Annotated in this window: 20 protein-coding genes and 1 tRNA gene; 7 read left to right on the top strand and 14 right to left on the bottom strand. The window is 63.0% G+C overall.

From position 1 onward, the window contains the following. Positions 1–60: 60 nt before the first annotated feature. Complete coding sequence (locus P9A16_RS09875; protein WP_023513876.1) at positions 61–1,026, top strand: glycerophosphodiester phosphodiesterase family protein; 966 nt, start codon at positions 61–63, stop codon at positions 1,024–1,026. Between the two features lie 4 nt (positions 1,027–1,030). Here P9A16_RS09875 and era read toward each other — a convergent pair whose 3' ends face one another. The 8 genes from era to rpoZ all read right to left on the bottom strand — a co-directional run bounded on the left by era (position 1,031) and on the right by rpoZ (position 7,711). Next, entirely contained in the window at positions 1,031–1,975 is a 945-nt protein-coding gene (era, locus tag P9A16_RS09870; protein ID WP_023513877.1) for a GTPase Era, read from the bottom strand. 8 nt (positions 1,976–1,983) lie between these two features. Then, positions 1,984–2,703, bottom strand: a complete 720-nt coding sequence (gene rnc, locus P9A16_RS09865) for a ribonuclease III (protein WP_023513878.1) — start codon at positions 2,701–2,703, stop codon at positions 1,984–1,986. Further along, complete coding sequence (lepB, locus tag P9A16_RS09860; protein WP_023513879.1) at positions 2,700–3,470, bottom strand: signal peptidase I; 771 nt, start codon at positions 3,468–3,470, stop codon at positions 2,700–2,702. The genes rnc and lepB overlap by 4 nt, the downstream gene beginning before the upstream one ends. Positions 3,471–3,537: 67 nt before the next feature. After that, positions 3,538–3,948 (bottom strand): holo-ACP synthase, encoded by a 411-nt coding sequence (gene acpS, locus P9A16_RS09855; protein WP_023513880.1) that lies wholly within the window; start codon positions 3,946–3,948, stop codon positions 3,538–3,540. Beyond that, positions 3,945–4,538 carry a DUF2062 domain-containing protein gene (locus P9A16_RS09850; protein WP_023513881.1) on the bottom strand — a complete coding sequence of 198 codons (594 nt, stop codon included), beginning with the start codon at positions 4,536–4,538 and terminating at the stop codon, positions 3,945–3,947. Before P9A16_RS09850 ends, acpS begins: the two co-directional genes overlap by 4 nt. A 106-nt stretch (positions 4,539–4,644) precedes the next feature. After that, positions 4,645–4,797, bottom strand: coding sequence for a DUF3563 family protein (locus P9A16_RS09845; RefSeq protein WP_023513882.1), 153 nt, complete (start codon positions 4,795–4,797; stop codon positions 4,645–4,647). 170 nt (positions 4,798–4,967) lie between these two features. After that, positions 4,968–7,196: a RelA/SpoT family protein gene (locus P9A16_RS09840; protein ID WP_023514974.1), complete on the bottom strand. Its 2,229-nt coding sequence runs from the start codon at positions 7,194–7,196 to the stop codon at positions 4,968–4,970. 110 nt (positions 7,197–7,306) lie between these two features. Then, entirely contained in the window at positions 7,307–7,711 is a 405-nt protein-coding gene (rpoZ, locus tag P9A16_RS09835; protein WP_024269988.1) for a DNA-directed RNA polymerase subunit omega, read from the bottom strand. Positions 7,712–8,122: 411 nt separating this feature from the next. Between rpoZ and P9A16_RS09830 the strand changes: the two genes are divergently transcribed. Both P9A16_RS09830 and P9A16_RS09825 read left to right on the top strand, forming a co-directional pair. After that, positions 8,123–8,698 carry a LabA-like NYN domain-containing protein gene (locus P9A16_RS09830; RefSeq protein WP_024269987.1) on the top strand — a complete coding sequence of 192 codons (576 nt, stop codon included), beginning with the start codon at positions 8,123–8,125 and terminating at the stop codon, positions 8,696–8,698. Between the two features lie 255 nt (positions 8,699–8,953). Further along, complete coding sequence (locus P9A16_RS09825; protein ID WP_023515413.1) at positions 8,954–9,430, top strand: hypothetical protein; 477 nt, start codon at positions 8,954–8,956, stop codon at positions 9,428–9,430. A 29-nt stretch (positions 9,431–9,459) separates the two neighbouring features. On the opposite strand, the gene smpB is transcribed toward P9A16_RS09825, so the two are convergent. Together smpB and dapA are read right to left on the bottom strand one after the other, a co-directional pair. Further along, a complete protein-coding gene (gene smpB / locus P9A16_RS09820) occupies positions 9,460–9,939 on the bottom strand; it encodes an SsrA-binding protein SmpB (RefSeq protein WP_023515412.1) in 480 nt (159 codons plus the stop codon). Position 9,940: 1 nt separating this feature from the next. Next, positions 9,941–10,825: a 4-hydroxy-tetrahydrodipicolinate synthase gene (dapA, locus tag P9A16_RS09815; protein WP_023515411.1), complete on the bottom strand. Its 885-nt coding sequence runs from the start codon at positions 10,823–10,825 to the stop codon at positions 9,941–9,943. Positions 10,826–11,149: 324 nt separating this feature from the next. Between dapA and P9A16_RS09810 the strand changes: the two genes are divergently transcribed. Together P9A16_RS09810 and P9A16_RS09805 are read left to right on the top strand one after the other, a co-directional pair. Next, positions 11,150–13,219, top strand: coding sequence for a lytic transglycosylase domain-containing protein (locus P9A16_RS09810; protein WP_024269986.1), 2,070 nt, complete (start codon positions 11,150–11,152; stop codon positions 13,217–13,219). A 375-nt stretch (positions 13,220–13,594) separates the two neighbouring features. Next, positions 13,595–14,470, top strand: coding sequence for an alpha/beta fold hydrolase (locus tag P9A16_RS09805; protein WP_023515709.1), 876 nt, complete (start codon positions 13,595–13,597; stop codon positions 14,468–14,470). A 139-nt stretch (positions 14,471–14,609) separates the two neighbouring features. Here the strand turns inward: P9A16_RS09805 and P9A16_RS09800 are convergent, their stop codons facing one another. Further along, positions 14,610–15,665 (bottom strand): porin, encoded by a 1,056-nt coding sequence (locus P9A16_RS09800; protein ID WP_024269985.1) that lies wholly within the window; start codon positions 15,663–15,665, stop codon positions 14,610–14,612. Between the two features lie 781 nt (positions 15,666–16,446). Between P9A16_RS09800 and P9A16_RS09795 the strand changes: the two genes are divergently transcribed. Both P9A16_RS09795 and P9A16_RS09790 read left to right on the top strand, forming a co-directional pair. After that, positions 16,447–16,536, top strand: a tRNA-Ser gene (locus tag P9A16_RS09795). A 311-nt stretch (positions 16,537–16,847) separates the two neighbouring features. Next, positions 16,848–17,960 carry a calcium-binding protein gene (locus tag P9A16_RS09790; protein ID WP_023515466.1) on the top strand — a complete coding sequence of 371 codons (1,113 nt, stop codon included), beginning with the start codon at positions 16,848–16,850 and terminating at the stop codon, positions 17,958–17,960. Positions 17,961–18,036: 76 nt separating this feature from the next. On the opposite strand, the gene P9A16_RS09785 is transcribed toward P9A16_RS09790, so the two are convergent. The 3 genes from P9A16_RS09785 to P9A16_RS09775 form a co-directional block, all read right to left on the bottom strand. Then, positions 18,037–18,972 (bottom strand): MerR family transcriptional regulator, encoded by a 936-nt coding sequence (locus P9A16_RS09785; RefSeq protein ID WP_023515467.1) that lies wholly within the window; start codon positions 18,970–18,972, stop codon positions 18,037–18,039. A gap of 136 nt (positions 18,973–19,108) precedes the next feature. Continuing rightward, the gene (locus P9A16_RS09780) at positions 19,109–22,456 is read right to left on the bottom strand and encodes a caspase family protein (protein WP_023514735.1); all 3,348 of its coding nucleotides are present in this window, start codon (positions 22,454–22,456) and stop codon (positions 19,109–19,111) included. Between the two features lie 97 nt (positions 22,457–22,553). Then, entirely contained in the window at positions 22,554–23,675 is a 1,122-nt protein-coding gene (locus tag P9A16_RS09775) for a Gfo/Idh/MocA family protein (protein ID WP_278025653.1), read from the bottom strand. Positions 23,676–23,808: the final 133 nt, after the last annotated feature.

Here is a 23,808-nt window from a genome sequence, read left to right as displayed (position 1 = left end):
CGACTTGCCGTCTCTCCGGCGAGCCCCTATCCCTATGCCCGGGGCCGCAGGAGGACTTTTATGCGAAACGCGCCGATCTTCACGCTGGGCCTCGCCCTGCTCATCTGGTCGTTCAACAGCTCGCTGATCGCGAGCACGCCGGATGGCGCGACGAAGCTGATGGCCCATCGCGGCGCCCACCAGACCTTCAGCCATGAGGCGGTCGACGACGACACCTGCACGGCAAGCCTCATCGACCCGCCCAAACACGATTTCCTGGAAAACACGGTCGCCGGTATGCAGGCAGCCTTTGCGGCGGGCGCCGAGGTCGTCGAGATCGACGTGCACCTGACGCCCGACAAGAAGTTCGCCGTCTTCCACGACTGGACGCTCGACTGCCGGACGGACGGCAAGGGCGTGACCGAGGAGACGGACAGCGCCACGCTGAAGACGCTCGACATCGGCTACGGCTATACGCCCGATGGCGGCAAGACCTATCCGTTCCGCGGCAAGGGTGTCGGGCAGATGCCGATGCTGGAAGAGATCTTCGCCGCCAACCCGGCGGGCAAGCTGCTGATCAACTTCAAGAGCCGGCGGGCGGAGGAAGGCGCGGCGTTTGCCACGCTGCTGGCGGCAAATCCAGCCTGGAAGGACAAGATCTTCGGTATCTACGGCGGCGCGGAGCCGACGGATGCGGCGCTTGCCGCCATACCCGGCCTCAAGGGTTACACAAAGACCTCGGTGAAGAGCTGCCTGCTGCGTTATCTCGGCACAGGCTGGATCGGCTATGTGCCGGAGGCCTGCCGAAACACGCTGGTGCCGGTACCGAGCAACTATGCGTTCCTGCTCTGGGGCTGGCCGAACCGCTTCCTGACGCGCATGGAGGATGCCGGCAGCGATGTGGTCCTCATCGGCCCCTATTCCGGCGGCGGTACGGTCGGCATCGATACGGCCGAACAGGTGGAAGACCTGCCGGAGCCCTTCCCCGGCTATGTCTGGACCAACCGCATCCTGGAGGTCGGCCCCGCCATCAAGGCGCGGCCGTAGGCCCTTACGAGGTCGGGAAGTCGAGGCCCATTTCGCGGAAGCGGGCCGGGTCGTCGCCCCAGTTCTCGCGCACCTTCACGAAGAGGAAGAGATGCACGGGCTGTTCGAGGATTTCCGACAGCTCCTTGCGCGAGGCCATGGAGATCGCCTTGATGGCGTCGCCGTTCTTGCCGAGCGCGATCTTCTTCTGGCTGTCGCGCTCGACATAGATGACCTGCTCGATGCGCACCGAGCCGTCCTTGCGCTCCTCCCACTTCTCCGTCTCGACATGCGAGGAATAGGGAAGCTCCTGGTGCAGGCGCAGGAAGAGTTTTTCGCGGGTGATTTCGGCGGCGAGCTGGCGCATCGGCAGGTCGGAAATCTGGTCCTCCGGATAGTACCAGGGGCCTTCCGGCAAAGCGCCCGCGAGATAGTTCATCACGTCGTCGCAGCCCGAACCGTTCAGCGCCGAGATCATGAAGGTGCGTTCGAACGGAACCACGGCGTTCACCGCTGCCGTCAGCTTCAGAAGGTCCTCCGGATTGACCCGGTCGACCTTGTTGAGGACAAGGATCTTCGGCTGATGAACCTCTTTCAGGCCCTCCAGGATCGTCTCGGCATCGCCCTTGAGGCCCCGCTCGCTGTCGATCAGGAACATGATGAAATCGGCATCCTTCGCCCCACCCCAGGCGGTCGTCACCATGGCGCGGTCGAGCCGGCGGCGCGGCTTGAAGATGCCGGGCGTGTCCATGAAGACGATCTGGGCGTTGTTGTGGATGGCGATGCCGCGCACGATGGCACGCGTCGTCTGGACCTTGTGGCTGACGATCGACACCTTGGCACCGACGAGGCGGTTGACCAGCGTCGACTTGCCGGCATTGGTCGCGCCGATGAGCGCGACGAAGCCCGAATGGGTCGGGCCCTCGCCGTTCGTGCTGCCTTCGGCGGGGTTTGTGTTTTCTTCGTTCATGATATCCGTCAATCCGCGGTTTGACCCTTGGGCCAGACGCCTTCGCGTTCCAAAATCTTCGTCGCGGCCACCTGTTCGGCGGCCCGTTTCGAGCGGTCGATGCCGGTTTCCGGTGCGACGCCCCTGATCTCCACCGTCACGGTGAAGCGGGGGTCGTGGTCCGGTCCCGAACGCTCGTCCACCCTATAGTTCGGCGTCAGGCCGAACCTGGCATGCGCCCATTCCTGCAGTTCGGTCTTGGCGTCGCGCCGCGCGCCTTCCGCACGCGCCGCCCTGCCCTGCCAGTTGGCGAGGATGAAGCCGCGCGCCGCTTCCAGCCCGCCATCGAGATAGATCGCGGCGATCAGCGACTCTACCACATCGGCCCGCACATTCAGCATGGCTTTTCCGGTGAGTTTCTTGACGTCCGCGCCGGTGCGGATGAAGCGGTGCAGACCAAGATCATCGGAGACCGCCGCACAGCTTTCCGCGCTGACAAGCTGGTTCAGGCGAACCGAAAGCTCGCCCTCCTTCGCCTCGCGGAAGGTGCGGAACAGCATCTCGGCGACGCACAGGCCAAGCACGCGGTCGCCCAGAAATTCCAGCCGCTCGTAATTGCTGCCCTTGCCGGGCCGGGCGCTGGCATGGGTGATCGCCCGGTCGAGACGGTCCTTGTCGGTGAAGGCGTAGCCGATCAGGTCCTCGAGGGCCTTGCGGTTGACGTCGTTCAGCGGAATGGCGCCCTTCATTCAACAACCTTGAACAGGCGGTCCCAGCGAAGGTTCGTCGGCCACTTCCAGATCTCGGAGAAGGACGTGTCGTTGCCGAGCGAGAAGAAGATGAGGCTTGCGCGGCCGATCAGGTTTTCCGCAGGTACGAAACCGACATCGAAGCGGCTGTCGGCCGAGTTGTCGCGGTTGTCGCCCATCATGAAATAGTGGCCTTCCGGCACGATGAATTCTCGCGTGTTGTCGCCGACGGTGCCCGGACGGGTGTCCAGCGTGTCGTAGGCGACGCCGTTGTCCATGGTTTCGCGGAAGACCGGAACATCCTCGCCGGTGTCGTACTGGTCGTCGGCACGGAAGAAACCGTTGTGTTCGCGCTTCACGGCAACGCCGTTCACGAACAGCTCGCTGTCACGCACCTGGATGCGGTCGCCCGGCAGGCCGACGAGACGCTTGATATAGTCGATGTCGGGGTTAGGCGGGAAGCGGAAGACGACGATGTCGCCGCGCTCGGGTTCACTTGCAAAAATACGGCCGGAGAACAGGTTCGGCGAGAACGGCAGCGAATATTTCGAATAGCCGTAGGAGAACTTGTTGACGAAGAGATAATCGCCGACGAGCAGCGTCGGCATCATCGACCCGGAGGGAATGGTGAAGGGCTGGAAAAGCACGGTGCGGATCACGACGGCGAGCAGCAGCGCCTGGATGATCACCTTGACGTTTTCCCACAGGCCGCCTTCGGCCTTTTCAGTCTTCTCTGCCACGCCGGGTCTGTCCTTATCTGCAAACATGGGGCCCTCTATAGAGGAAAGGTTGCCTGTTGGAAATCGTGTCGGTCAAAAAGACGCTGGGCGCCTGTTATCCGGGCGTTCCGGCCGGCAGCGCCTCGATGATCACGAAAGCTTGAGCCAGCGGAAAATCGTCCGTGATGGTGATGTGGATGCGCGCTTCGTGGCCCGCGGGAAGCATCTGCGTCAACCGCTCCAGCGCGCCGCCCGTCAGCTTCATGGTGGGCTTTCCGCCCGGCAGGTTGACGACGCCCATGTCCCTCCAGAACACACCCTGTGCGAGGCCTGTACCGAGCGCCTTGGAACAGGCCTCCTTGGCAGCGAAACGCTTGGCATAGGAGGCCGCGCGGTTCTTGCGTCCGTCGGACTTCGCCTGCTCGATCTCGGTGAAGCAGCGCCGGGTAAAGCGCTCGCCGAAGCGTTCCAGCGACTTCTCCACCCGGCGGATGTCGATGAGGTCGCTGCCGATGCCGATGATCATAGGGATTTGTCTCCGCGGGAAAGGGCAGGATGAGCCGCTGCAAGGCCGGCGCGCTCGAGAAGACGGGCATGGCGGCGGGCCTTGAAGGAGCGCACGGCGAAACGCGTGACGCCATAGGCAAACACGGCGGCCACGATGCCGAGAACGCCGGCGCCGGCAAGCATGGGCTTCAGCACGGGCTGCCAGAGCTCGGACAGTTGCAGATGCTCCAGCCGGTGAAACAGCTCGGCCGCCGTCACCGCCTCGGCGGATTTGATGCCGAGCAGCGCCTCGCCGACGCGAAAGGTCGCAAGCGCGATGAGCGGAATGGTCAGCGGATTGGCGATGGTGGTGGCAAGCGCGGCGGCCAGCAGATTGCCGGCCATCAGATAGGCGAGCGCAAGCGCCAGGATGACGTGAAAACCGATGAGCGGCGTGAAGGCCGAAAAGGCACCGGCTGCAACGCCCGCGGCCACCGCATGCGGCGAGGCGGACAGGCGCAGGATTCGCTTGGCGAGGTAGCGCGCCGGACGCGTGAAGCCTTTGCGCGGCCAGAAGAATTCGCGCAATCGGCCAGGCCAGCTTGTCTTCTTTCGGCGTCGGAACAACATGGCTCAGACATAGCCGATCCGTTGGTGGCATTTCAATGGCGCCCTCATGGCGCCAGACAAGACGGTCGCCGTGGCGCCGGAGGGGCGCCACACGGATCCGCGGAGCTTAGTAGGACTTGCGGAAGAGGCCGCGGTCGATCTGACGCTGGCGGTATTCCAGGTCGATCCGGTCGATGGCGCCGTTGAGATAGGCCATTTCGCGGTCTTCAGGAGTCGGGATGCGCAGGGCGCGGGTGAAATTCTTGATCTGCTTCAACATTGGTAAACCTCTTTCGGTTGACCTCCCGATGCAGAAGATAGGGATTTCACCCCAAAGACACCAGCGACACTATGCCAATACAGCCATGCAACAGGCGCATAATGACTGGTCAAATCTTGGGCAAACCTGCCTTATTCAAGGCAGGATGCCACATTTTTGCATAGAAACTGTCATGTAAAGACGCGATGGATCGTCGAGACGGACTGAAGTTCCTTCAACTGGCTCATCAGCTGGTTGAGCTGGCGCAGGTCCCAGACCTCCAGATCGATATGCACCTCGGTGAAGTCGGCCGCCACGCGCGTCATCGACATCGAGCGGATGTTGACGTCGCTGGTGGCAATCGTCTGGGTGACTTCGGCGAGCGTGCCCGGCTCGTTCAGCGCATTGATCATGATGCGCGCCATGAAGCGGGTGTTGTTCGCCTCGTCGAGGTCCCAGCGCACGTCGATCCAGCGTTCCGGCTCGTCGTCGAACTTCTGTAGTGCCGGCGACTGGATCGGGTAGATGGTGATTCCCTTGTCCTTCTCCATGATGCCGACGATGCGATCGCCCGGCACGGCACCGCCGACGGAGAAATGCACCTCGGCATTGCCGGAGAGGCCGCGGATCGGCAGGGCTTCAGGGCCGGTTTCGCTCGCCCCCTCCTCCAGCGCCGTCTTCGCCTTGCCCGGCAGCTTGAACACCATGCCTGCCGCGCTGCGCATGTTGAACCAGCCGTCGTCCGAGCTCGGCTTCACCGTGACACGCTCGTCCTGGTAGTCCGGGAAGACGGCGCGCAGCACGTCGAGCGAGGAAAGCTCGCCGCGACCGACGGCGGCAATGGCGTCCTCCACTTCCTTCTGGCCCAGCCGGTGCAGGACAGGCTTCAGGCCGTCGCGCGAGAAGGACTTGCCGGCGCGATCGAAGGTGCGCTCCAGAATGCGGTAGCCGAGGCCGGAATATTGTTTGCGCACGGCGGCGCGGGTGGCGCGGCGGATCGCGGCGCGCGCCTTGCCGGTGACGACGATCTCCTCCCAGGCCGGCGGCGGCACCTGGATGCCCGAGCGGATGATCTCCACCTCGTCGCCGTTGCTGAGGCGGGTGACGAGCGGCATGATGCGCCCGTTGATCTTCGCGCCGACGCAGGTATCACCGATATTGGTGTGCACCGCATAGGCGAAATCGATCGGCGTCGCGCCGCGCGGCAGGGTGATGAGCTGGCCCTTCGGGGTGAAGGTGAAGACCTGATCCTGGAAGAGCTCGAGCTTGGTGTGCTCGAGGAACTCTTCCGGATTGTCGCCTTCCGCCAGCGATTCGATCGTGCGGCGCAACCTGGCATAAGCGTTGGAGCCCGGCGAGCGGGCAACCTCGCCGTTCGCCACTTCCTTGTCCTTGTAGAGCGAATGGGCGGCGATACCGTATTCGGCGATCTCGTGCATGCGCTTGGTGCGGATCTGCAGTTCGATGCGCTGGCGCGACGGGCCGACGATCGTCGTGTGGATCGACTGGTAGTCGTTCTGCTTGGGCGTCGAGATGTAGTCCTTGAACCGGCCCGGCACGACACGCCAGCGGGTGTGCACGATACCGAGCGCCGCGTAGCAGGCGGGAATGTCGTCGACGAGGATGCGGAAGGCGTAGACGTCGGAAAGCTGCTCGAAGGAGAGCGACTTCGACTGCATCTTCCGGAAGACCGAATAGGGCGTCTTCTGCCGGCCCTTGACGAGCGCGTCCGGCAGGCCGTTGACAACAAGCAACTCGCGCAGTTCGTCCTCGATCTTGCGGATCAGGCCCTCGTTGCGCTGGGACAGGTCTTCCAGCTTGCGCGTGACGGTGTCGAAGGCTTCCGGGTTGATATGGCGGAAGGAGAGGTTTTCCAGCTCTTCACGCATGTCCTGCATGCCCATGCGGCCGGCGAGCGGCGCATAGATGTCCATCGTCTCCTCGGAGATGCGGGCGCGCTTTTCCGGTGTCATGTGGTCCAGCGTGCGCATGTTGTGCAGCCGGTCGGCGAGCTTGACGAGGAGCACGCGCACGTCGTCGGAAATGGCGAGCAGCAGCTTTCGCAGGTTTTCCGCCTGCTTGGCTTTCTTCGAGACGAGATCGAGCTTCTTGATCTTGGTCAGGCCCTCGACCAGAGCGCCGATATCCTCGCCGAACAGTTCGTCGATTTCCGCGCGCGTCGCGCTGGTGTCCTCGATCGTGTCATGCAGCAGGGCGACGGCGATGGTCGATTCGTCGAGCCGCATCTCGGTGAGAATGGCGGCCACTTCGAGGGGATGCGAAATATAGGGATCGCCGCTCGCCCGCTTCTGCTGGCCATGTTTCTGCATGGCATAGACATAGGCCTTGTTCAGCAAGGCCTCGTTGACGTCGGGCTTGTACTTCTGAACCCGTTCGACGAGTTCATATTGACGCATCATTCTCGATCGGCTCCCTCCCCGGCACGGCGGGGCAAAAAAAAGTGCGCCCCGACCTTAAGAGGGGCGCACCGACATTCGCAATATCAAAGGCTTCGGTAAAGTAACCGAAATCAGTAATCGTCGCTCTTTTCCGGCGGCACGAGGCCTTCGATGCCGGCCAGCAGCTCTTCTTCCGACATGCGGTCGAAGGCGATGGTTTCCGGCTGGTCCTCGTCCTCTTCGATCGCAACCGTACCGGTGGCGGCATCGACGACCATGCTGGCCGGATCGGGCTCGGGCTCGTCCACTTCAACATGCTTCTGCAGCGAATGGATCAGGTCTTCCTTGAGGTCATCAGGCGAAAGGGTTTCATCGGCGATCTCGCGCAGCGCGACGACGGGGTTCTTGTCGTTGTCGCGGTCGATGGTGATGGCGGCGCCCTGCGAGATGAGGCGGGCACGATGGCTTGCAAGAAGAACCAGCTCGAAGCGGTTGTCTACCTTGTCAATGCAATCTTCAACGGTGACACGGGCCATTGCCTGTCCTTTGTGATCGAGAATTTCATGAGTTTGCATGCCCGATACAGGCAATGGACGGCAAATTCAAGTTTTTCCTTCCCCAAGGCGCTGTGGCGCGTGTCGTAAGGCTGCCCATGTAACTTCTGATTTAGCCCTCACGTTACGGAAAGTAAAAAGCCGAAAGATCGGACAAATAGGGTAAAGCGCGGGAACTATTCCCCAATTCCGACGCCCTTGATTTTTCTGAAACGATGCCGGGGGGAAAAATGGCCTTCGCAACCTAGGTTTGCTTGGAAAGCCGGGCCCTCTGCCCTAAATGAAGATTATATGAAAAAGAGTTAATTCAACCGGATAGTGCATCCGGCCACCTCGGCACTCGGCCAAAACTCAACCGTTTGTATCCACTTCTATTTAAAAGGATTGCACAGTATGTTCGACCCCCGCGAGAAAATCGCCCTCTTCATCGACGGTGCAAATCTCTATGCGGCTTCCAGGACACTCGGGTTCGACATCGACTACAGAAAGCTCCTGAAGGCCTTCCAGAAGCGTGGTTATCTGCTGCGCGCCTATTACTACACAGCTCTGATCGAAGACCAGGAATACTCTTCGATCCGCCCGCTGATCGACTGGCTCGACTACAACGGCTACAAGGTCGTCACGAAGCCTGCCAAGGAATTCACCGACTCGCTCGGCCGCCGCAAGATCAAGGGCAACATGGACATCGAACTCGCCATCGACGCGATGGAGCAGTCCGAGACCGTGGACCACCTTGTCATCTTCTCAGGCGACGGCGATTTCACCACGCTCGTCGAGGCGCTGCAGCGCCGTGGCCGCAAGGTTTCCGTCGTCTCGACCATGCAGACACAACCCCCGATGATTGCCGACGACCTGCGCCGCCAGGCCGATTACTTCATCGACCTCGGCTCGCTGAAGGCCGAAATCGGCCGCGATCCTTCGGAACGCCCGCAGCGCGTCGTCGAGCCAGTGGAAACCGTTGGCGAATAAGGCAGCCCTCCGCCCATGTTCCAGGTGCAGATGTCGATCCTCGGCACAGGGCCGGGGATGACGGCAATGAGCGGGGCGATGCTCACCTGACAAGGATTTCGTGTGTGGCCGCACGAGGGAGAAGTGCCGAAATCCGGCCTTTTCAAGCTTTCCTTAAACATTGAATCAAATACCCTTGCCGGGTCTTAAGGTTCTTCAAGACTCCCCTGCTATTCCCGATATCGGACAGTCATTTCGCATTGGGACATCGGGACGATGGTGGACGCAGTATCGCTTTCGGCAAACAGCTACCGGGGAGCATCGAGCACGCTGGACGTGCGCGCACCGGCCATGGCGGCGGAAACCCGCCCGGCGGTCTCGGCCCTTGCCGCGCTTGCAGCGCCGCAGCCGGTCACCCAGGTATCGACCCCGTCCGACATCGCCGAGGAGATTGGCGATCTCAGCTTCCTCTATACGTCGAACGGGCTGCCGGGCATCTCCGCCCTGCCCTCCTACGCCGTCCCACCGTCGCAGGGGGCGGCGGATGAGCGTGTTGCCAACGGCCGCAACCCGACCGCACGCCTTGCCATCGAGAGCAACGATCTCAACAGCCTGATGGCAAGCTTCCTGACCGCCCGCACGCCGAGCGCCAACCCGGCCGCGTCGCCGGACGTGCCTGCGGATACCGGCAACCAGCAGGCCGCCCGCAGCGCGCACCAGTCGGTCATCGCACAGCTCTACAGCCAGTTCTAAGGAAAAGACGTCGAAGAAGAAGGGTCGCCTCAGCCGCGTTCGCGCAGCAGGCGGCCCTTCTGGCGATTCCAGTCGCGTTCCTTCTCGGTCTCGCGCTTGTCGTGCAGCTTCTTGCCCTTGGCAAGCGCGAGTTCGAGCTTGGCCCGGCCGACATCGTTGAAGTAGACCTTCAACGGCACCAGCGTCATGCCCTCTCGGTTGATCGCGATGCGCAGGCGATGGATCTCACGCTTCGAAAGCAGCAGCTTGCGCCGCCGGCGGGTCTCGTGGTTGAAGCGATTGGCCTGCAGATATTCCGGCAGATAGGAATTGATCAGCCAGATCTCGCCGCCCTCGTCCGAAGCATAGGATTCCGCGATGTTCGCCTTGCCTTCGCGCAGCGACTTGACCTCCGTGCCGGTCAGGACAAGACCGGCCTCGTAGGTGTCGATGATCTCGTAGTTGAAGCGGGCCTTTCGGTTCTCCGCTACAATCTTCTTGACCGTCGTCGGGCGGGCTTTCGTCGCCATGTCAGTTCAAGAGGCCGGCGTGGCGAAGCGCCGCGTCGATGGCCGCCTCCGTCGCCGGCTCCAGCGAGGACAGCAGCGGCGAACGGACGAACCGGTTCATGCCGCGCGTGCGGTTCAGCGCATATTTCGCACCGCAAAGGCCGGGCTCGAGGAAGATCGCCTTGTGCAGCGGCATCAGCTTGTCCTGGTATTCCAGCGCCGCTGCATAGTCGCCGGCAAGCGTCGCCTGCTGGAACTCCGCGCACAGGCGCGGAGCGACATTGGCCGTCACCGAGATGCATCCCGTCCCGCCATGGGCGTTGAAGCCGAGCGCGGTCGCGTCCTCACCGGAGAACTGGATAAAATCCTTGCCGCAGGTGATGCGCTGTTCGGACACACGCTCGATCTTGCCGGTCGCGTCCTTGACGCCGACGATCGAGGGATAGGCCTTGTGCAGCGCGCCCATCGTCTCCGGCGACATATCGACCACCGAGCGGCCGGGTATGTTGTAGATGACGATCGGCAGCTTCACGCTTTCGGCAATCGCCGCGAAATGCGCGAAGAGCCCCTTCTGCGTCGGCTTGTTGTAATAGGGCGTGACGACGAGAATCGCATTCGCGCCGGCCTTTTCGGCGTGCTGGGCGAGGTCGACCGCTTCCTTCGTGTTGTTCGAGCCTGCGCCGGCGATCACGGGCACGCGGCCGGCCGAGACCTTGATGCAGAGTTCCACCACCCGTTTGTGCTCGTCATGCGACAGCGTCGGCGATTCGCCGGTCGTGCCGACCGGGACGAGGCCATGGCTGCCTTCGCCGATCTGCCATTCGACATGCGCGGCAAAGGCGTCTTCATCGACGGCGCCGGCATCGGTGAACGGGGTGACGAGAGCGGGAAAGGATCCCTTGAGCATCGAGAACTCCTGAGGCCAGAGCCGCCCGTGGGCTTACATGCTTTGGCCGTATTCCGTGGTTAAAAACGCCCGCACAATAATCATGTGACAGTCATGCGGCAAGCGGCGCGAGGGGCGTTTTTCATGCATGATCAAGGCGGAAGGGCGGCGGATGCGCGAATATTCGCGTCCCCTGATCCGTCGCCTGGAAAGCGGACGCCTTCACGGCTTAGTGAGCGCGGCGCTTAAGGTTTCGTTAAGGCAACAAAGGGTTAACTGATTGTCAAGGATCTGGCGGAAAATGACGGTCGAAATGCACCGCCGGTCAGGCACCCGGGATGTGACATGATCTCGCGAAACAGTTTTGCCCTTTGCGCCTTGCTCCTAGCCGGTGTGGCCGGCTTTGCACTGCGCTCTTCGCCTGTCGAGGCCGACAACGCCGGCGTGCCGGCGGTGAAGCCGCTCGGCTTTGCTGCGGATATGCCCTCGAAGGACATCATCACCAATGCCATTCCGCGCACCGACAGCGTGCAGCCGGCAAGCATGGAACTGCGCGAAGGGCTCGATGCGCTCTCCAACCGTGACGCGGCCACCGCCATTGCCGCCCGCAACCGCCTGCCGAAGGACAACCTCGACCGGCATATCCTGACCTGGGCGATCGCCGTTTCCGGCCAGCGCGGCGTCCCCTCCTGGGAAATAGCCGCCGCCCAGAACGAACTGAAAGGCTGGCCGGGCCTGAAGGCGCTGCGCGCCAACTCCGAGCGGGCGCTTTCCCGCGAGAACCCGCCGACCGCCGATGTCATCGCCGCCTTCGGCACGACACGCCCGGAAACGGTGGACGGCGCCATCGTGCTCAGCCGCGCGCTCGTCGCGAGCGGCAACGCCGCGCGCGCCGGCGAGGTGCTGCGTTCCTTCTGGCAGAAGGAGACACTTTCCAAGGATGTCGAGACGAAGATCCTCGACGAGTTCGGCACGCTCCTGACGGCGGGCGATCACAAGATGCGCATGGAGATGCTGCTCTATCGCGACCGCGCCGACCAGGCGCAGCGTTTCGGCGATCTCGGCAAGGCGCAGTCGCTCTACCGCGCCTGGGCGGCGGTCATCCGCAAGAACAAGACGGCGGGCACGCTGATCAAGGCCGTCGATGCGAGCTGGCATAAGGACCCGGCCTACACGTTCCTGCGCATCCGCCACCTGCGCAACAACGAAGAATACCGCGCGGCCGGCAAGCTCTTTTCCGCCATGCCGGAGGACCCGGCACGACTGGTCAATCCCGGCGCCTGGTGGAACGAGCAGCGCATCGTCAGCCGCGGCCTCGCCGATCTCGGCGACGCCCGCGATGCCTATCGCGTCGCGGCACGACACGGTGCGGACGATCCGGCCGATATCGTCGAGGCGGAATTCCATGCCGGCTGGTATGCGCTGCGCGACCTCGACGATCCCAAGACCGCGGCCGGCCATTTCCAGCGCATCCTGCAGGTCTCCGACCGGCCGCTCTCCGTCTCCCGCGCCTGGTACTGGCTGGGGCGGACGGCGGAGAAGGGCGATGCGAAGGCGGCGAAGGACTATTTCGCCAAGGCGGCAAATTTCCCCGGCACCTTCTATGGCCAGCTTGCCGCCGCACGGCTCGGCCGCACGGCACTGAACGTCGCCTATCCGAAGCCGAGCGCCGAGGAGCGCACCCGCTTCAACCAGCGCGAGGCGGTGCAGGCGATCGCCCGCCTGCAGGCCGCCGGCCACGGTTGGCGCGGCGACAGCCTCTATCGGGCGCTCGCCGGCGAGCTGATGAGCCCGGGCGAACTCGCCCTGCTTGCGGCGCAGGCGGAGAAGGGCAGCAATCATCAGCTTTCCCTGCAGATCGGCAAGATTGCCTTCGGGCGCGGCATCGATGTGGCCGCGCTCGCCTTCCCGATCGGCGTCATCCCCGACAGCGCCAACATTGCCGGCTCCGGCAAGGCGCTGGCCTACGCCATCGCCCGGCAGGAGAGCGCCTTCAACCCGGCGGCCGTTTCTCCCGCCAATGCCCAGGGCCTGCTGCAGCTGATGCCCGGCACGGCGCAGGGCGTGGCGAAACGCTATGGCCTTGCCTATTCCAAGGAGCGGCTGACGACGGATGCCGCCTACAACGCCACGCTCGGCGCTCACTATCTCGGTGAGCAGATCAGCGATTTCGGCGGCTCCTACGTGCTGACCTTCATCGCCTACAATGCCGGTCCCCGCCGCGTGCCGCAGTGGATCGCCCGCTACGGCGATCCGCGCGGCAAGCCGATCGACGAGGTCGTCGACTGGATCGAGCGCATCCCCTTCTCCGAAACCCGCGGCTATGTGCAGCGCGTGATGGAAAACTACCAAGTCTACAAGACCCGGCTCGGCCAAAAGGCCGATATCGTCCACGATCTCAGTGTCGGTCGCTGAGGCGGCCGGCCGATCGCGCACCTGCCTTTGTCGGTGCGCTCCGGCATGCGTGCGCTGCCGTTCAGATCGTTAAAGCGTCTTGCCTGTTTGCGCATGGCTCAGACGCGGTTCATGCCCCCGCATCGGCCAGAGTTGCCGCCGCAACGCATCTTTTCCCAGATTGTCCAAAGCCACGGCGATACCGTTTCGCCTGGAACTAGGGTCTGTCAGCTTCATACTCAATCTGGCAGACTCTAGGGTTCTTTGTTTTCGTTTGTTTTTCAGGAGAACCGGGTTTCACTTTTCCTTGACAAACTCTAGGCTTCCCTTCCCTCACCCGTTCGACGCGCACCACGCTCGAACGCCCCTCCCTGACCGCAAGGCGAGTGCATAGCGATGGATGGATTTGAGAGCCGCTTCTTTTCAGCTGAAGACGGACTGTGGCTGCATGCGCGCGACTATGCACCGGTAGAGGCGGGCGACCGACTGCCGCTCGTCTGCCTGCCCGGCCTCAGCCGCAACGGGCGCGACTTCCATCCGCTCGCCCTGCGCCTTGCGCGGGATGCCGAGCGGCCCCGCCGGGTCATCACGCTCGACTATCGCGGGCGTGGCCAGTCCGGCCGTGACAGCGATCCTGCCAACTACAACGTGGTGATGGAGTGCCGGGACGTCCTGGCGGTCCTCCACGCTCTCGATCTCCCCCGCGCACTCTTTGCCGGGACCTCGCGCGGCGGCCTCATCCTGCATGTCATGGCGGCCGCGCAGCCCGATCGCATTGCGGGTGCTGTTCTCAACGATATCGGGCCGGAAATCGAGGCCGATGGACTAAGGGACATTCGCGACTATCTCGTGCGCGCGACGGCTCCAGCCAGCTTCGACGCGGCGGCCATGGACCTGAAGGCGATTCACGGCTCCACTTTCCCCGCCCTGTCCGATGGCGACTGGCGCGACATGGCCGACGCGATCTATGCCGAGCGCGAGGGGCGGGTCGTTGCAGACTTCGACCCCAGGCTGACCGAACAGTTGCAGGCGATCGACTTTTCCAAGCCGCTGCCGACGCTCTGGCCGCAATTCGAGCTTCTGGCGAAGACACCGCTGCTCGTGGTGCGCGGCGAGCATTCCCGCCTGTTCTCCCGCGAGACGCTTGCCCGCATGGCTGCCCACGCGACGACCGTGCAGACGATCACCGCGCCCGGTCAGGGCCATGCCCCGCTGCTGCATCACGCCGATGTCTTCCCATCGGTCAGGGCATTCCTCGCCGGCATCGGCTGACCCCTTCCCGATTTCCCGGATCCATCCACCTTACGCAAGGCGCAGAAGAGCTGTGCACATTTTTCAATCACGTATTCCAAAACGAAAAAGACCCGGCTCGAAAGCCGGGTCTCCCGTCACTGACAGAGGTCAGATCAGATTAGAACGAACGCTGCAGACGGACGAAGCCGCCCCAGTTGTCGTCGCCAGCGCCCTTGTTGCCAGCGCCGTTGTCGATGTCCGTGTACTGCAGGCTGACCTTGGTGGTCAGGTCCGTAACGATCGTGTAGTCGAGCGTCAGGCCAGCGCGCCATGCATCGCGGCTGCCGCGGTAGTCGCCAGCTGCGTCATAGTCGATCGTGCCCCAGTACTGGAAGCCGGGGGTGATTGCCAGCTTGTCGGTCAGGTTAGCCTTGTACGAGGCAGCAACCGACCACTCGGAAGCGTCCCAGTAACGGCTTGCGCCCGACGACCAAACAACTGCGCCCTGCAGGGTGCCCGGGCCGACGTCAGCGGAAACGAGACCGCGGATCGCGCCGTTTTCGTTGTCGAAGTCGTAGGAGCCGAGCAGGTCAACGCTGACAGCGCCGAACGAGCCGGTGACAACACCCGAGATGCCGAGGCCGTCTTCGAAGCGAACGAAGCCAGCGTTGGCGTTGGTGAAGGACTCGAGAGCGACCGTAGCGGAGAAGGCGCCGCCTTCATACTTGTACGATACAGCGTTCAGGAGGCTTTCGCCGCCGATGACATTCAGGAAACCGCTGTCGAGAGCGTCGGTTTCGCCGTTGATGCCCTTATCCCACTCGGTGTAGAAGTAACCAGCCTTGAAGCCGCCGAGCTGGATCCATGCGCCGTCGAGGAAGACGTCCTGGTGGGAGTCAGCCTGGAGGTCGATGTGACCGGTCAGCGTGCCGAGCTCGGTGTCGCTCTTGGCGTCAAGCGAGAGGTAACCACGGGTACGAGCGCGGTAGCCCCAGTCGTCGCCACGCGTGCCGGCCGAGTCTTCTTCGAAGTTAACCTGGAAACGGACGTAGCCGCTGATCTGCAGGCAGGTTTCGGTGCCCGGAATGTAGAAGTAACCCGTGCCGAATGCGTCGCAAACGCGAACGTATTCCATCGGCTCCGGCTCGGCGGCAACGATAGCGTCGGCGGCCTGAGCGCCGGAGACTGCTGCGAGAGCAGCAGCGGAGCCGATGAGAAGGCTCTTGATGTTCATTTTCTGACCTCCAGTCAAAAAGTTTCAAACGGGTCTGGGTTTTTTGCTGAAGGACAGCGTTCCCTGCCCCATCCCCAAGTTCAGGAAGCGGACGATCAACCGCCCCTGCTTCCGAAAGTGAAAATACAAGACGCGCTTCCGTAAGCAATCTCCAAACTGAAAGGAGGCAGGGTTTGTGTCAGCCTTCGCCCAGCGCTGTTGCGGAAAGGACACAAAATGGCGGGGCAGATCGCTAAAAGTTTATGGATCATTAACAAAAGGCCTTATGAAGCGGGCACTTAGCAAAGAGACACCCTGCAATTGCCCTGCCACAGACCGGGCAAAACAGGGGCAAGGACCGCTCTTTCGCATGGCATTGGGGCGGTTTCCGCCCCGTCCCTTCCCTGCCGGGGACGCGGCGGCAGCCCGAACCGGAGGGCGAGGCGCTCGCTTTTCCCACGTCGATTCGGGGAATCACGCGACGGGTTTTCCGGCCACGGCCGCGAGCCCAAAACAAGTCCTCCTCTGCAAGGCCCTATATATAGAGTACGCCAGCCACGTCCCCACCGAGTTGGAAAACGCAATCTGCCGGCCTTGCTCTCATCGGGAATCACGCGCTCGCGACCGCCACCATCGATCCGCCTTGCACCGTTTTTACAAACGGCATCACGAGGAGAAGCTCGAATTCGGCTGCAGCATCACACGGCTTTCAAGCCGAAGGCCCGGTCCTGTCATCAAAATGTGGGCGAAAAACAAAAAGCCCTTGCAATCGCAAGCTCTGCCGCATAGTGAAACCGCGAGCGGAGAGGTGGCCGAGTGGTCGAAGGCGCTCCCCTGCTAAGGGAGTATACCGGAAACGGTATCGAGGGTTCGAATCCCTTCTTCTCCGCCAGTTTCCCCCACAGGAATAAGACCTTGCGGCACGAGACGCACCAGACGGTGTGCCCGCGCCTCTTCCCGGAAGCCGCGCCACACCAGCGGCCTCCCAAGAAGCGAAATTCCCTGAACATGCCGGTTGCCCTGATTCCCCGGGATTTTGCCGATTCGCACGCCGTTTGATGGGCCTTTGTCGGCTTGCGCCCTCAAATTTTTTTTCGGCCGGCCTCGAAAATGCCTTCTGCCTCCCCACTTTGTTCAACGGCGGTTCAGCTTGCCGGCGCTAAAAGTCGGACAACAGCACGTGGTACAGAAAGGAACGAGGACATGGCCTATGTATACAAGGGCACGAATGGAGATGATTACGTCGTCCAGAACTCCCGCACCGAGGTGGAAATCTACACCTATGGCGGCGATGACGAAATCGTTCTGAACCGTACCGACAGCCGGGGCGGCCTCAACTATGTGGAAGCCGGCAGCGGCAACGATCTCGTGCGCAACAGCTTCGAAGGCGGCAACGATATCTTCCTCGGCTCGGGCGACGACGTCTACAAGCACAGCGGCGCGGCCAAGGCCAGCGGTGAGTATGACAAGGTCAGCGGCGGCGACGGCAACGATCGATTCGAAGTGAAGACCCTGTCCAGCGACTACTGGGGCGATAGCGGCAACGACACCTTCTACTCGGTCGGCTATCGCAACGCGTTCAACGGCGGTTCCGGCACCGACACGGTCAACTATTCGCTGCAGGATTCCTCCAGCGAGAAGGGCCGTGGCATCTATGTCGATCTCGACAAGGGCTTCGCGAAGGCCGTCGACGGACGCAACGAGGAACTGACGAGCATCGAAAACGCCACGGGCACCCGCTCCAATGACACGCTGATCGGCACCGGCGGCAACAACACGCTGCGCGGCGGCAACGGCAACGACCAGCTGGAAGGCCTCGGCGGCAACGACCGGCTCTATGGCGGCTCCGGCAAGGACATCCTCTACGGCGACAGCGGCAATGATGACCTTTACGGCGACAGCGGCAATGACCGGCTCTACGGCGGTTCGGGCAATGACGACCTTCTGGGCGGTTCGGGCAATGACCTGCTCGTCGGCGACAGCGGCAACGACTTCCTCGTCGGCGGCACCGGCGCCGATACGTTCCGCTTCATCAAGACATCCGACAGCAAGGTCGGCTCGCAGCGCGACGTGATCGACGACTTCAAGCCGGAGAGCGAAGACGACGTCATCGACCTCAAGAGCATCGACGCCGACACCGGCCGAAGCGGCAACAACGCCTTCCACTTCATCGGAAAGAGTGCGTTTTCCGGTGAAGCGGGCGAGCTGCGTTATTCGGGCACGATCATCTCCGGTGACGTCAATGGCGACGGGCGGGCTGATTTCGAGATTGACGCCGGCCTCACACGCTACTATTCGAGCGACTTCCTGCTCTAAGCTCCGCCCCTGGCACAGGGGGCGCTCCCGAGCTTGTCATGCCGCACGCGCCAGCAACGCGTGCGGCATTTCTGTTTCAGGGCCGCGCGGACGGCAGCGCATGCAGCGCCGCGTTCAACCAGCTCCATGCCCTGTCCGATGCAGCCGTATCGACGTCCCCGCGCAGGACGGCGAGCAGCTGCCGGTAGCGGCCCATGCGGCCAGACTGGTTGTCATACTGGGCAAAGTGCCAGTCGAGAAACGCCCCGTCGGGTACGCGGCCCATTGCCCGCGCCGATTCGATGAGCCAGGCGGACGCAATCGCCTGCCCTTCCCTGCCGGTTGGCGACTGATTCGCGGCGATCGCCGCCTGGATGGCCTCATAGGCGCGCAGCGAAGCCTCCCGATACGCATCCGAATCAAGGGCGCCGTTCCAGAACGCAGCCATCTGCGCCTGCAACTGGCGACCGAAATCCTCGTCTTCGAGCATGCCCGCAAGATCCGTCCAGGCCACGACCTGCTCCGGCGTCGGATCGTCGGGCAGTTCCGGAACGCTCGTTTCGATCATGCGCTGGCGCCATTGCGCATCCATCTTCGCGCCGTCGGCGATTCGATCGACGAATCGCTCGACAAGGGCCTGCATCTGTCTGTTGCTCACATTCGCCATGGTCCAAAGCCTCCTCAGGTCATCATCGGCGGGATTGGGCAGACGAAGTGTTGCACGAAGCACGGCGGCCATGCGCCGTTTGGCTGATATCTCCGCCTCGAGAACATCGAGCCGGGCGCTCAGCACATCCGACAGGGTCAGCCGGCGGGCAAGCAACCGCGCAATGGCGGCGAGGCCGACGCCCGCTTCGCGCAGGGCGCGAATGAGGTCGAGCCGGGCGACATCCGCCTCGCTGTAGATCCGGTAATTGCCGGCCGAGCGATCGCTTGGCGGCAGGAGACCCTTGTCGGAATAGTAGCGGATGCGGCGGACGGATTGCCCCGAAAGCCGCGCCAGTTCACCGATCGTGTAGAACTTCGTTCCCATGGCAGTCCTATTGCGGTCTCCACCCGGTGGAGGGTCAACGGCGTTTCCTTAAATGATTTTTCCCGCCAAACGAAAACCGCCAGCGCCCTTTCGGGCACTGGCGGCTTTCTTTCCGGATGCTGGGCCGGCGCTGTGTTTACGTGCGGGCGGCCAGGCGGTCGATCGCGTTCTGCGTCGAGGTGCCGAAGTCGCCGTCGATCGGGCCGCTATAGTAGCCGCGATCCCTGAGGATCTGCTGGAACTCCTTGCGGAACTGCGGCGTGAAGTTCGCCGGCGAGCCCTTGAGTTCCTGCAGCTTGCCCTGGTCGCCGCCCTCGACGCTGGCGGCGGCCCAGCGGGCGGCCTCCTTGGCGTTGGCGCGGGTGCCGAGGCCCTGGTCGTAGAGGCGGGAGAGATTGCCCATGGCATAGGTGTTGCCGCCATTGGCCGCCTTCTCGTACCAGTCGCGTGCCTGGGCGTAGTCCTGCTTCACGCCGTTGCCGACGTCGTAGAGCCAGCCGATCGAGGCCATCGAATAGTAGTCGTTGAAGGCCGCGGCCTTCTCGTACCACTTGCGCGCCTCGGCATAGTCGACCGCGACGCCGAGGCCGGACTGGTAGGCATAGCCGACAGAAGACATCGCGTTGACGTCACCGCCCTCGGCACCCTTCACGTACCAGTCGAGCGAGGCGTTGTAGTCGCGCGCCGTACCGAGGCCTTCGCGGTAGAACCAGCCCATGGTGGCCTGTGCATTGGCATAACCCTGTTCGGCCGCCTTGCGATACCACTTGATGGCCTCTTCATAGTCCTTGCGCGTGCCGTTGTAGCCTTCGCGGTAGAGCCAGCCGAGCGAGGCCTGGGCATAGGGGTTGCCGGCATTCGAGGCCTGCTCGAACATGCGCGTGCCCTTGGCCATGTCGACCGGGCCGTCCGTGCCGTAGATCGAATACCAGGCAAGGTTGGTCAGCGCATAGAGGTTCCCCTCGTCGGCAGCCTTCTGGTAGTGCTCGCGCGCCTTCGGGAAGTTCTTTGCCGCGTCGTGGGCACGACCCAGCATGTTGCGGATCGAGTTGTCCGACGGGGAGGCATTGAGCGCCGCCTCGCAGACCGGGATCGCACGGCCGTAGTCGATCTGCGCGAAGAGCTTTCCGAGGAAGCCCGGGCGCAGGTTCGGTTCGCCGGCAAGTTCATAGCACTGGTCGGCATCCGAACCGCTGAGGGTCACCGTCGACTGGCTGTTGTCGGTGGTGGTCGTGTTGGTGTTCGTCAGCGAGCTGCTGTCGTTGCGGCCGGTGGCCAGCTTGTCGATGGCAGCGAGCGTCGCGGCGCCGAACTCACCATCGGAGGAACCGCTGTAGTAGCCGCGCTCCTTCAGGAGGTTCTGCATTTCCTTGCGGAAGGCGACCGTGAAGTTGCCCGGGTTGTCCTTCAGCTCCTTCAGCTTGTTGGCGTCGCCGCTTTCGACCGAGGCAGCGGCCCAGCGGACGGCCTCCTTGGCATCGGCCGGTGTGCCGAGGCCCTGGTCGTAGAGGCGAGACAGGTTGCCCATGGCATAGGCGCTGCCGGCATTGGCGGCCTTTTCATACCAGTAGCGGGCTTCGACATAGTCCTGCTTCACGCCGTTGCCGACGTCATAGAGCCAGGCGAGCGAGGCCATCGAGTAGGAATCGCCGATATTGGCGGCCTTCTCGTACCAGACCTTGGCTTCGGCATAGTTCTGCGACGTGCCGAGGCCGTTCTGGTAGGCCCAGCCGAGCGAGGACATGGCGTTGGCGTCGCCGGCGTCCGCCGCCTTGCGATACCAGTTGAGCGACTGGACGTAATCCTGCGAGACGCCGAGGCCCTCGCGGTAGAACCAGCCCATGGTGGCCATGGCGTTGGCATAGCCCTGGTTGGCCGACTGCTGATACCACTTCACCGCCTCGTTATAGTCCTGGCGGGTGCCGCCATAACCTTCGCGGTAGAGCCAGCCGAGCGAGGCCTGGGCGTAGGAATTGCCGGCCGTCGAAGCCTTTTCGAACATCGACAGGCCCTTGGCGACATCGACCGGGCCATCCGTGCCGTAGACCGAGAACCAGGCGAGGTTCGTCAGGGCATACATGTTGCCGAGCTCGATCGCCTTCTCGTAGTTGCGGCGGGCTTCGACATAGTTGCGGTCGGCGTCATGCGCGCGGCCGAGCAGGTTGACGAGCATGCCGTCGGACGGGTTCTCGTTGACGGCCTGCGCGCAGGCGGCGAGTGCCCGCTTGGCATCGATCTTGAGGAAGTTGACGCCCATGAAGCCGGGCAGCGACTGCGGCTCGCCGGCAAGAAGGAAACAGTCGCGCGAGGCGGGTGTTTCCTTGCCGGCCACGTTGACGCTCAGGCCTTTTTTGGGCTCCAGCGCGGCAATCAGCGTTTCGGCGTCGCTGCGATGGCGGCTATCGGGATAACGCTCGATGAAGCGCTGCAGGGCGGCCGCGTCCGTTGATTCCTTCAGGGCCTCCCATGCGATGCCGGCCGCATCCTGCCCATCGTTCTGGGTGGCCTCCTTGAGGCTGGCGAGCTTCTTTTCCGCCAGCATCTTGTAGACCGGATCCTTGCCGTGCTTTTCGATGAAGGCGTTGATCAGGTCTTCGTCGGCGAGGTCGCGGATGTTCTGCCAGTCGGCAGCCGCTTCGGACTGGCCGTTGGGCGAGATCTCCTGCGTGTTGCCGCTGTTGGTGACGTTGATGTTCACTTCCTTGATGTTCAGGAAGATCTGCGCGCCGCCGAGCGAACCATAGACGAAGGGTTCCTGCTCGCGGTTGGTGGCTTCCACCACCTCGTCGCGCACCTTGCCGAGCGCGATGCGCACGTCGAGGCCCGGTTCCGTCAGGTATTTCGAAAGCGCGGTGGCAAACGGGCTGTTCTTGCCCTCGCCGTCCAGCGCCACCGTGCCGGCCTTGGAGGCGAAGGCGATCAGCGTGTCGGCCGATTCGGGCTCGACCCGGGCAAGGCCGCGCGTGACGGCGCGGGTGCCGATCGAGCGTGTCATCGAGGCGGAGAACGGGTTGTTGCGGCAAGCATCGAGGATGAAGAGCTTGAGCTTCTTGGCGCCCTCCAGCGAGCGCTGCACGCGGTCGATGGCGACGCTCTCGTCCTCGACGTCGCGGTCGCTCTTCAGCGCTGCATCGACGGGGATCAGGTAGTTGATCCCGTTCATCTCCATGGCGTGGCCGGAGTAGTAGACCACGGCCATGTCCGCATCGACGGACTCGTCCTCGAACTCGCGCAGCGCCTTCACCATGGCGGAGCGGTCGAGATCCAGAACGGTCTTGACGGAATCGAAGCCTGCGCTCTCGAACGAGGCGCGCATCAGCTCCACATCGTTCGCAGGATTGTTGAGCTGGGCGGTCTCTTCGTATTTCTGATTGCCTATCAGCAGTGCAACGCGCTTCGCCTCTGCGGCGTTCGCGTTGAACACGACGACAGCAATCGAGACGAAGAGGACCGGCGCCCAGCGTCTCTGTATCTGCTTTCTCATGCCCTTCCCTCCGGCATTATTGCCGAGAGTATTACGTATGGCCCCCACCGTTTCAATGTGCGGGCGGCCGGATTTTTTTGGTCCGGCCGCCGAAAGGTCACGCTGCGGCGATCTCGACCCAGCGGCTTTCGCGGAAAGATTGCGCCATGGCATGCACCGACTTCTCGATGCGCAGGCCGTGATTGAAGTCGATGGAATGCGAGGCCATGCCCGCGATGGCGGCAATCAGCTCGCGGCACTCGATGATCTTGAGATCGTTGAAGCCAAGGCCATGGCCGGGGGCCGGAATGAACCGGTCATAGGGCTTGTGGTGCGGGGCCGTCAGGATTGTGGAAAAGCCCTGCTCGGTCGCGCGACCGTCCACCGTATAGAGCTGGAACTCGTTCATGCGCTCCTGGTCGAAAAGGATCGACCCCTTCGAACCGTAGATCTGCAGCGCAATGCGGCCCTTGCGTCCCCAGGCAGAGCGGTTGGCCATCAGCACGCCGGAAATGCCGCCGGGAAGGCGCATCAGCACGCTGGCGATATCGTGGTTCTCCACGGCGCGGCGGCCGCCCTCCTTGAGCGGACGGTCGGCATAGGGCCTTGCCAGCGAGGCGATCACCGCCTCGACATGGCCGAACAGGCTCCAGAGCAGCGAAAGCGGGTGCACGGAAAAATCGTCGAGCGCGCCATACCCGGACGAAGCCTCGCTTTTCCAGTAGAACGGCGCCTCGGGATCCGCCATGAAATCCTCGTCCATCTCGACGCGGACATGGTTCACCGTGCCGATCACACCTTCGTCGATGAGCGAGCGGATGTGCCGCAGGACCGGGTTCTGGATATAGTTGTAGCCCATGACCGCGACCTTGCCGGAAGAACGCTGGGCGGCAAGCATGCGCTCGGCATCGGCCAGCGCCGGCGCCATCGGCTTTTCGCACCAGACGTGTTTTCCCGCTTCCAGCGCGGCGATCGCCATCTCTGCGTGGAACTGGTTCGGCGTCGTCACCGAGATCACGTCGACGTCGGGATCGGCAAGCAGCGCGCGCCAGTCGGCAGTGGATTTCGCAAAGCCGAATTCGCGGGCGCGGCTGGCGGCAAGCTCCGCATTGGCTTCCGCCAGATGCACGAGACGCGGGCGCTCAACATCGCCGAAGACCGCGCTGACATTGTTCCAAGCGAGCGCATGGCACTTGCCCATGTAGCCGGTACCGATCAGTCCTATTCCCAAGGCCTTCATGCCGTCTCCTCCACCTGCCGGGGTTGCCTTTCCACGCGAATGCGGCCGCAAAACCGTTACGCATTCGCGCCGGATTTGCTCTATATCTCGCCGCATGGCGTCTTCGGCTCCATGCATAGCGGGAAAGATTTGG

The sequence above is a fragment of the Shinella sp. 838 genome (assembly GCF_029623935.1).
Classification (GTDB): Bacteria; Pseudomonadota; Alphaproteobacteria; order Rhizobiales; family Rhizobiaceae; genus Shinella.
Note: the sequence above shows the minus strand (reverse complement) of the source record. Positions and strands in the feature narration are given on the sequence as shown.

Excerpts from the sequence above, each read along its gene's own strand:
- P9A16_RS09785 (WP_023515467.1), bottom strand. The coding sequence starts at position 18,972 with ATGGGAACGAAGTTCTACACGATCGGTGAACTGGCGCGGCTTTCGGGG.
- P9A16_RS09780 (WP_023514735.1), bottom strand. The coding sequence starts at position 22,456 with ATGAGAAAGCAGATACAGAGACGCTGGGCGCCGGTCCTCTTCGTCTCG.
- rnc (WP_023513878.1), bottom strand. The coding sequence starts at position 2,703 with ATGAAGGGCGCCATTCCGCTGAACGACGTCAACCGCAAGGCCCTCGAG.
- smpB (WP_023515412.1), bottom strand. The coding sequence starts at position 9,939 with ATGGCGACGAAAGCCCGCCCGACGACGGTCAAGAAGATTGTAGCGGAG.
- P9A16_RS09850 (WP_023513881.1), bottom strand. The coding sequence starts at position 4,538 with ATGTTGTTCCGACGCCGAAAGAAGACAAGCTGGCCTGGCCGATTGCGC.
- P9A16_RS09775 (WP_278025653.1), bottom strand. The coding sequence starts at position 23,675 with ATGAAGGCCTTGGGAATAGGACTGATCGGTACCGGCTACATGGGCAAG.
- acpS (WP_023513880.1), bottom strand. The coding sequence starts at position 3,948 with ATGATCATCGGCATCGGCAGCGACCTCATCGACATCCGCCGGGTGGAG.
- P9A16_RS09790 (WP_023515466.1), top strand. The coding sequence starts at position 16,848 with ATGGCCTATGTATACAAGGGCACGAATGGAGATGATTACGTCGTCCAG.
- P9A16_RS09840 (WP_023514974.1), bottom strand. The coding sequence starts at position 7,196 with ATGATGCGTCAATATGAACTCGTCGAACGGGTTCAGAAGTACAAGCCC.
- P9A16_RS09875 (WP_023513876.1), top strand. The coding sequence starts at position 61 with ATGCGAAACGCGCCGATCTTCACGCTGGGCCTCGCCCTGCTCATCTGG.
- rpoZ (WP_024269988.1), bottom strand. The coding sequence starts at position 7,711 with ATGGCCCGTGTCACCGTTGAAGATTGCATTGACAAGGTAGACAACCGC.
- P9A16_RS09810 (WP_024269986.1), top strand. The coding sequence starts at position 11,150 with ATGATCTCGCGAAACAGTTTTGCCCTTTGCGCCTTGCTCCTAGCCGGT.
- P9A16_RS09805 (WP_023515709.1), top strand. The coding sequence starts at position 13,595 with ATGGATGGATTTGAGAGCCGCTTCTTTTCAGCTGAAGACGGACTGTGG.
- era (WP_023513877.1), bottom strand. The coding sequence starts at position 1,975 with ATGAACGAAGAAAACACAAACCCCGCCGAAGGCAGCACGAACGGCGAG.
- P9A16_RS09845 (WP_023513882.1), bottom strand. The coding sequence starts at position 4,797 with ATGTTGAAGCAGATCAAGAATTTCACCCGCGCCCTGCGCATCCCGACT.
- lepB (WP_023513879.1), bottom strand. The coding sequence starts at position 3,470 with ATGTTTGCAGATAAGGACAGACCCGGCGTGGCAGAGAAGACTGAAAAG.
- P9A16_RS09825 (WP_023515413.1), top strand. The coding sequence starts at position 8,954 with ATGGTGGACGCAGTATCGCTTTCGGCAAACAGCTACCGGGGAGCATCG.
- dapA (WP_023515411.1), bottom strand. The coding sequence starts at position 10,825 with ATGCTCAAGGGATCCTTTCCCGCTCTCGTCACCCCGTTCACCGATGCC.
- P9A16_RS09830 (WP_024269987.1), top strand. The coding sequence starts at position 8,123 with ATGTTCGACCCCCGCGAGAAAATCGCCCTCTTCATCGACGGTGCAAAT.
- P9A16_RS09800 (WP_024269985.1), bottom strand. The coding sequence starts at position 15,665 with ATGAACATCAAGAGCCTTCTCATCGGCTCCGCTGCTGCTCTCGCAGCA.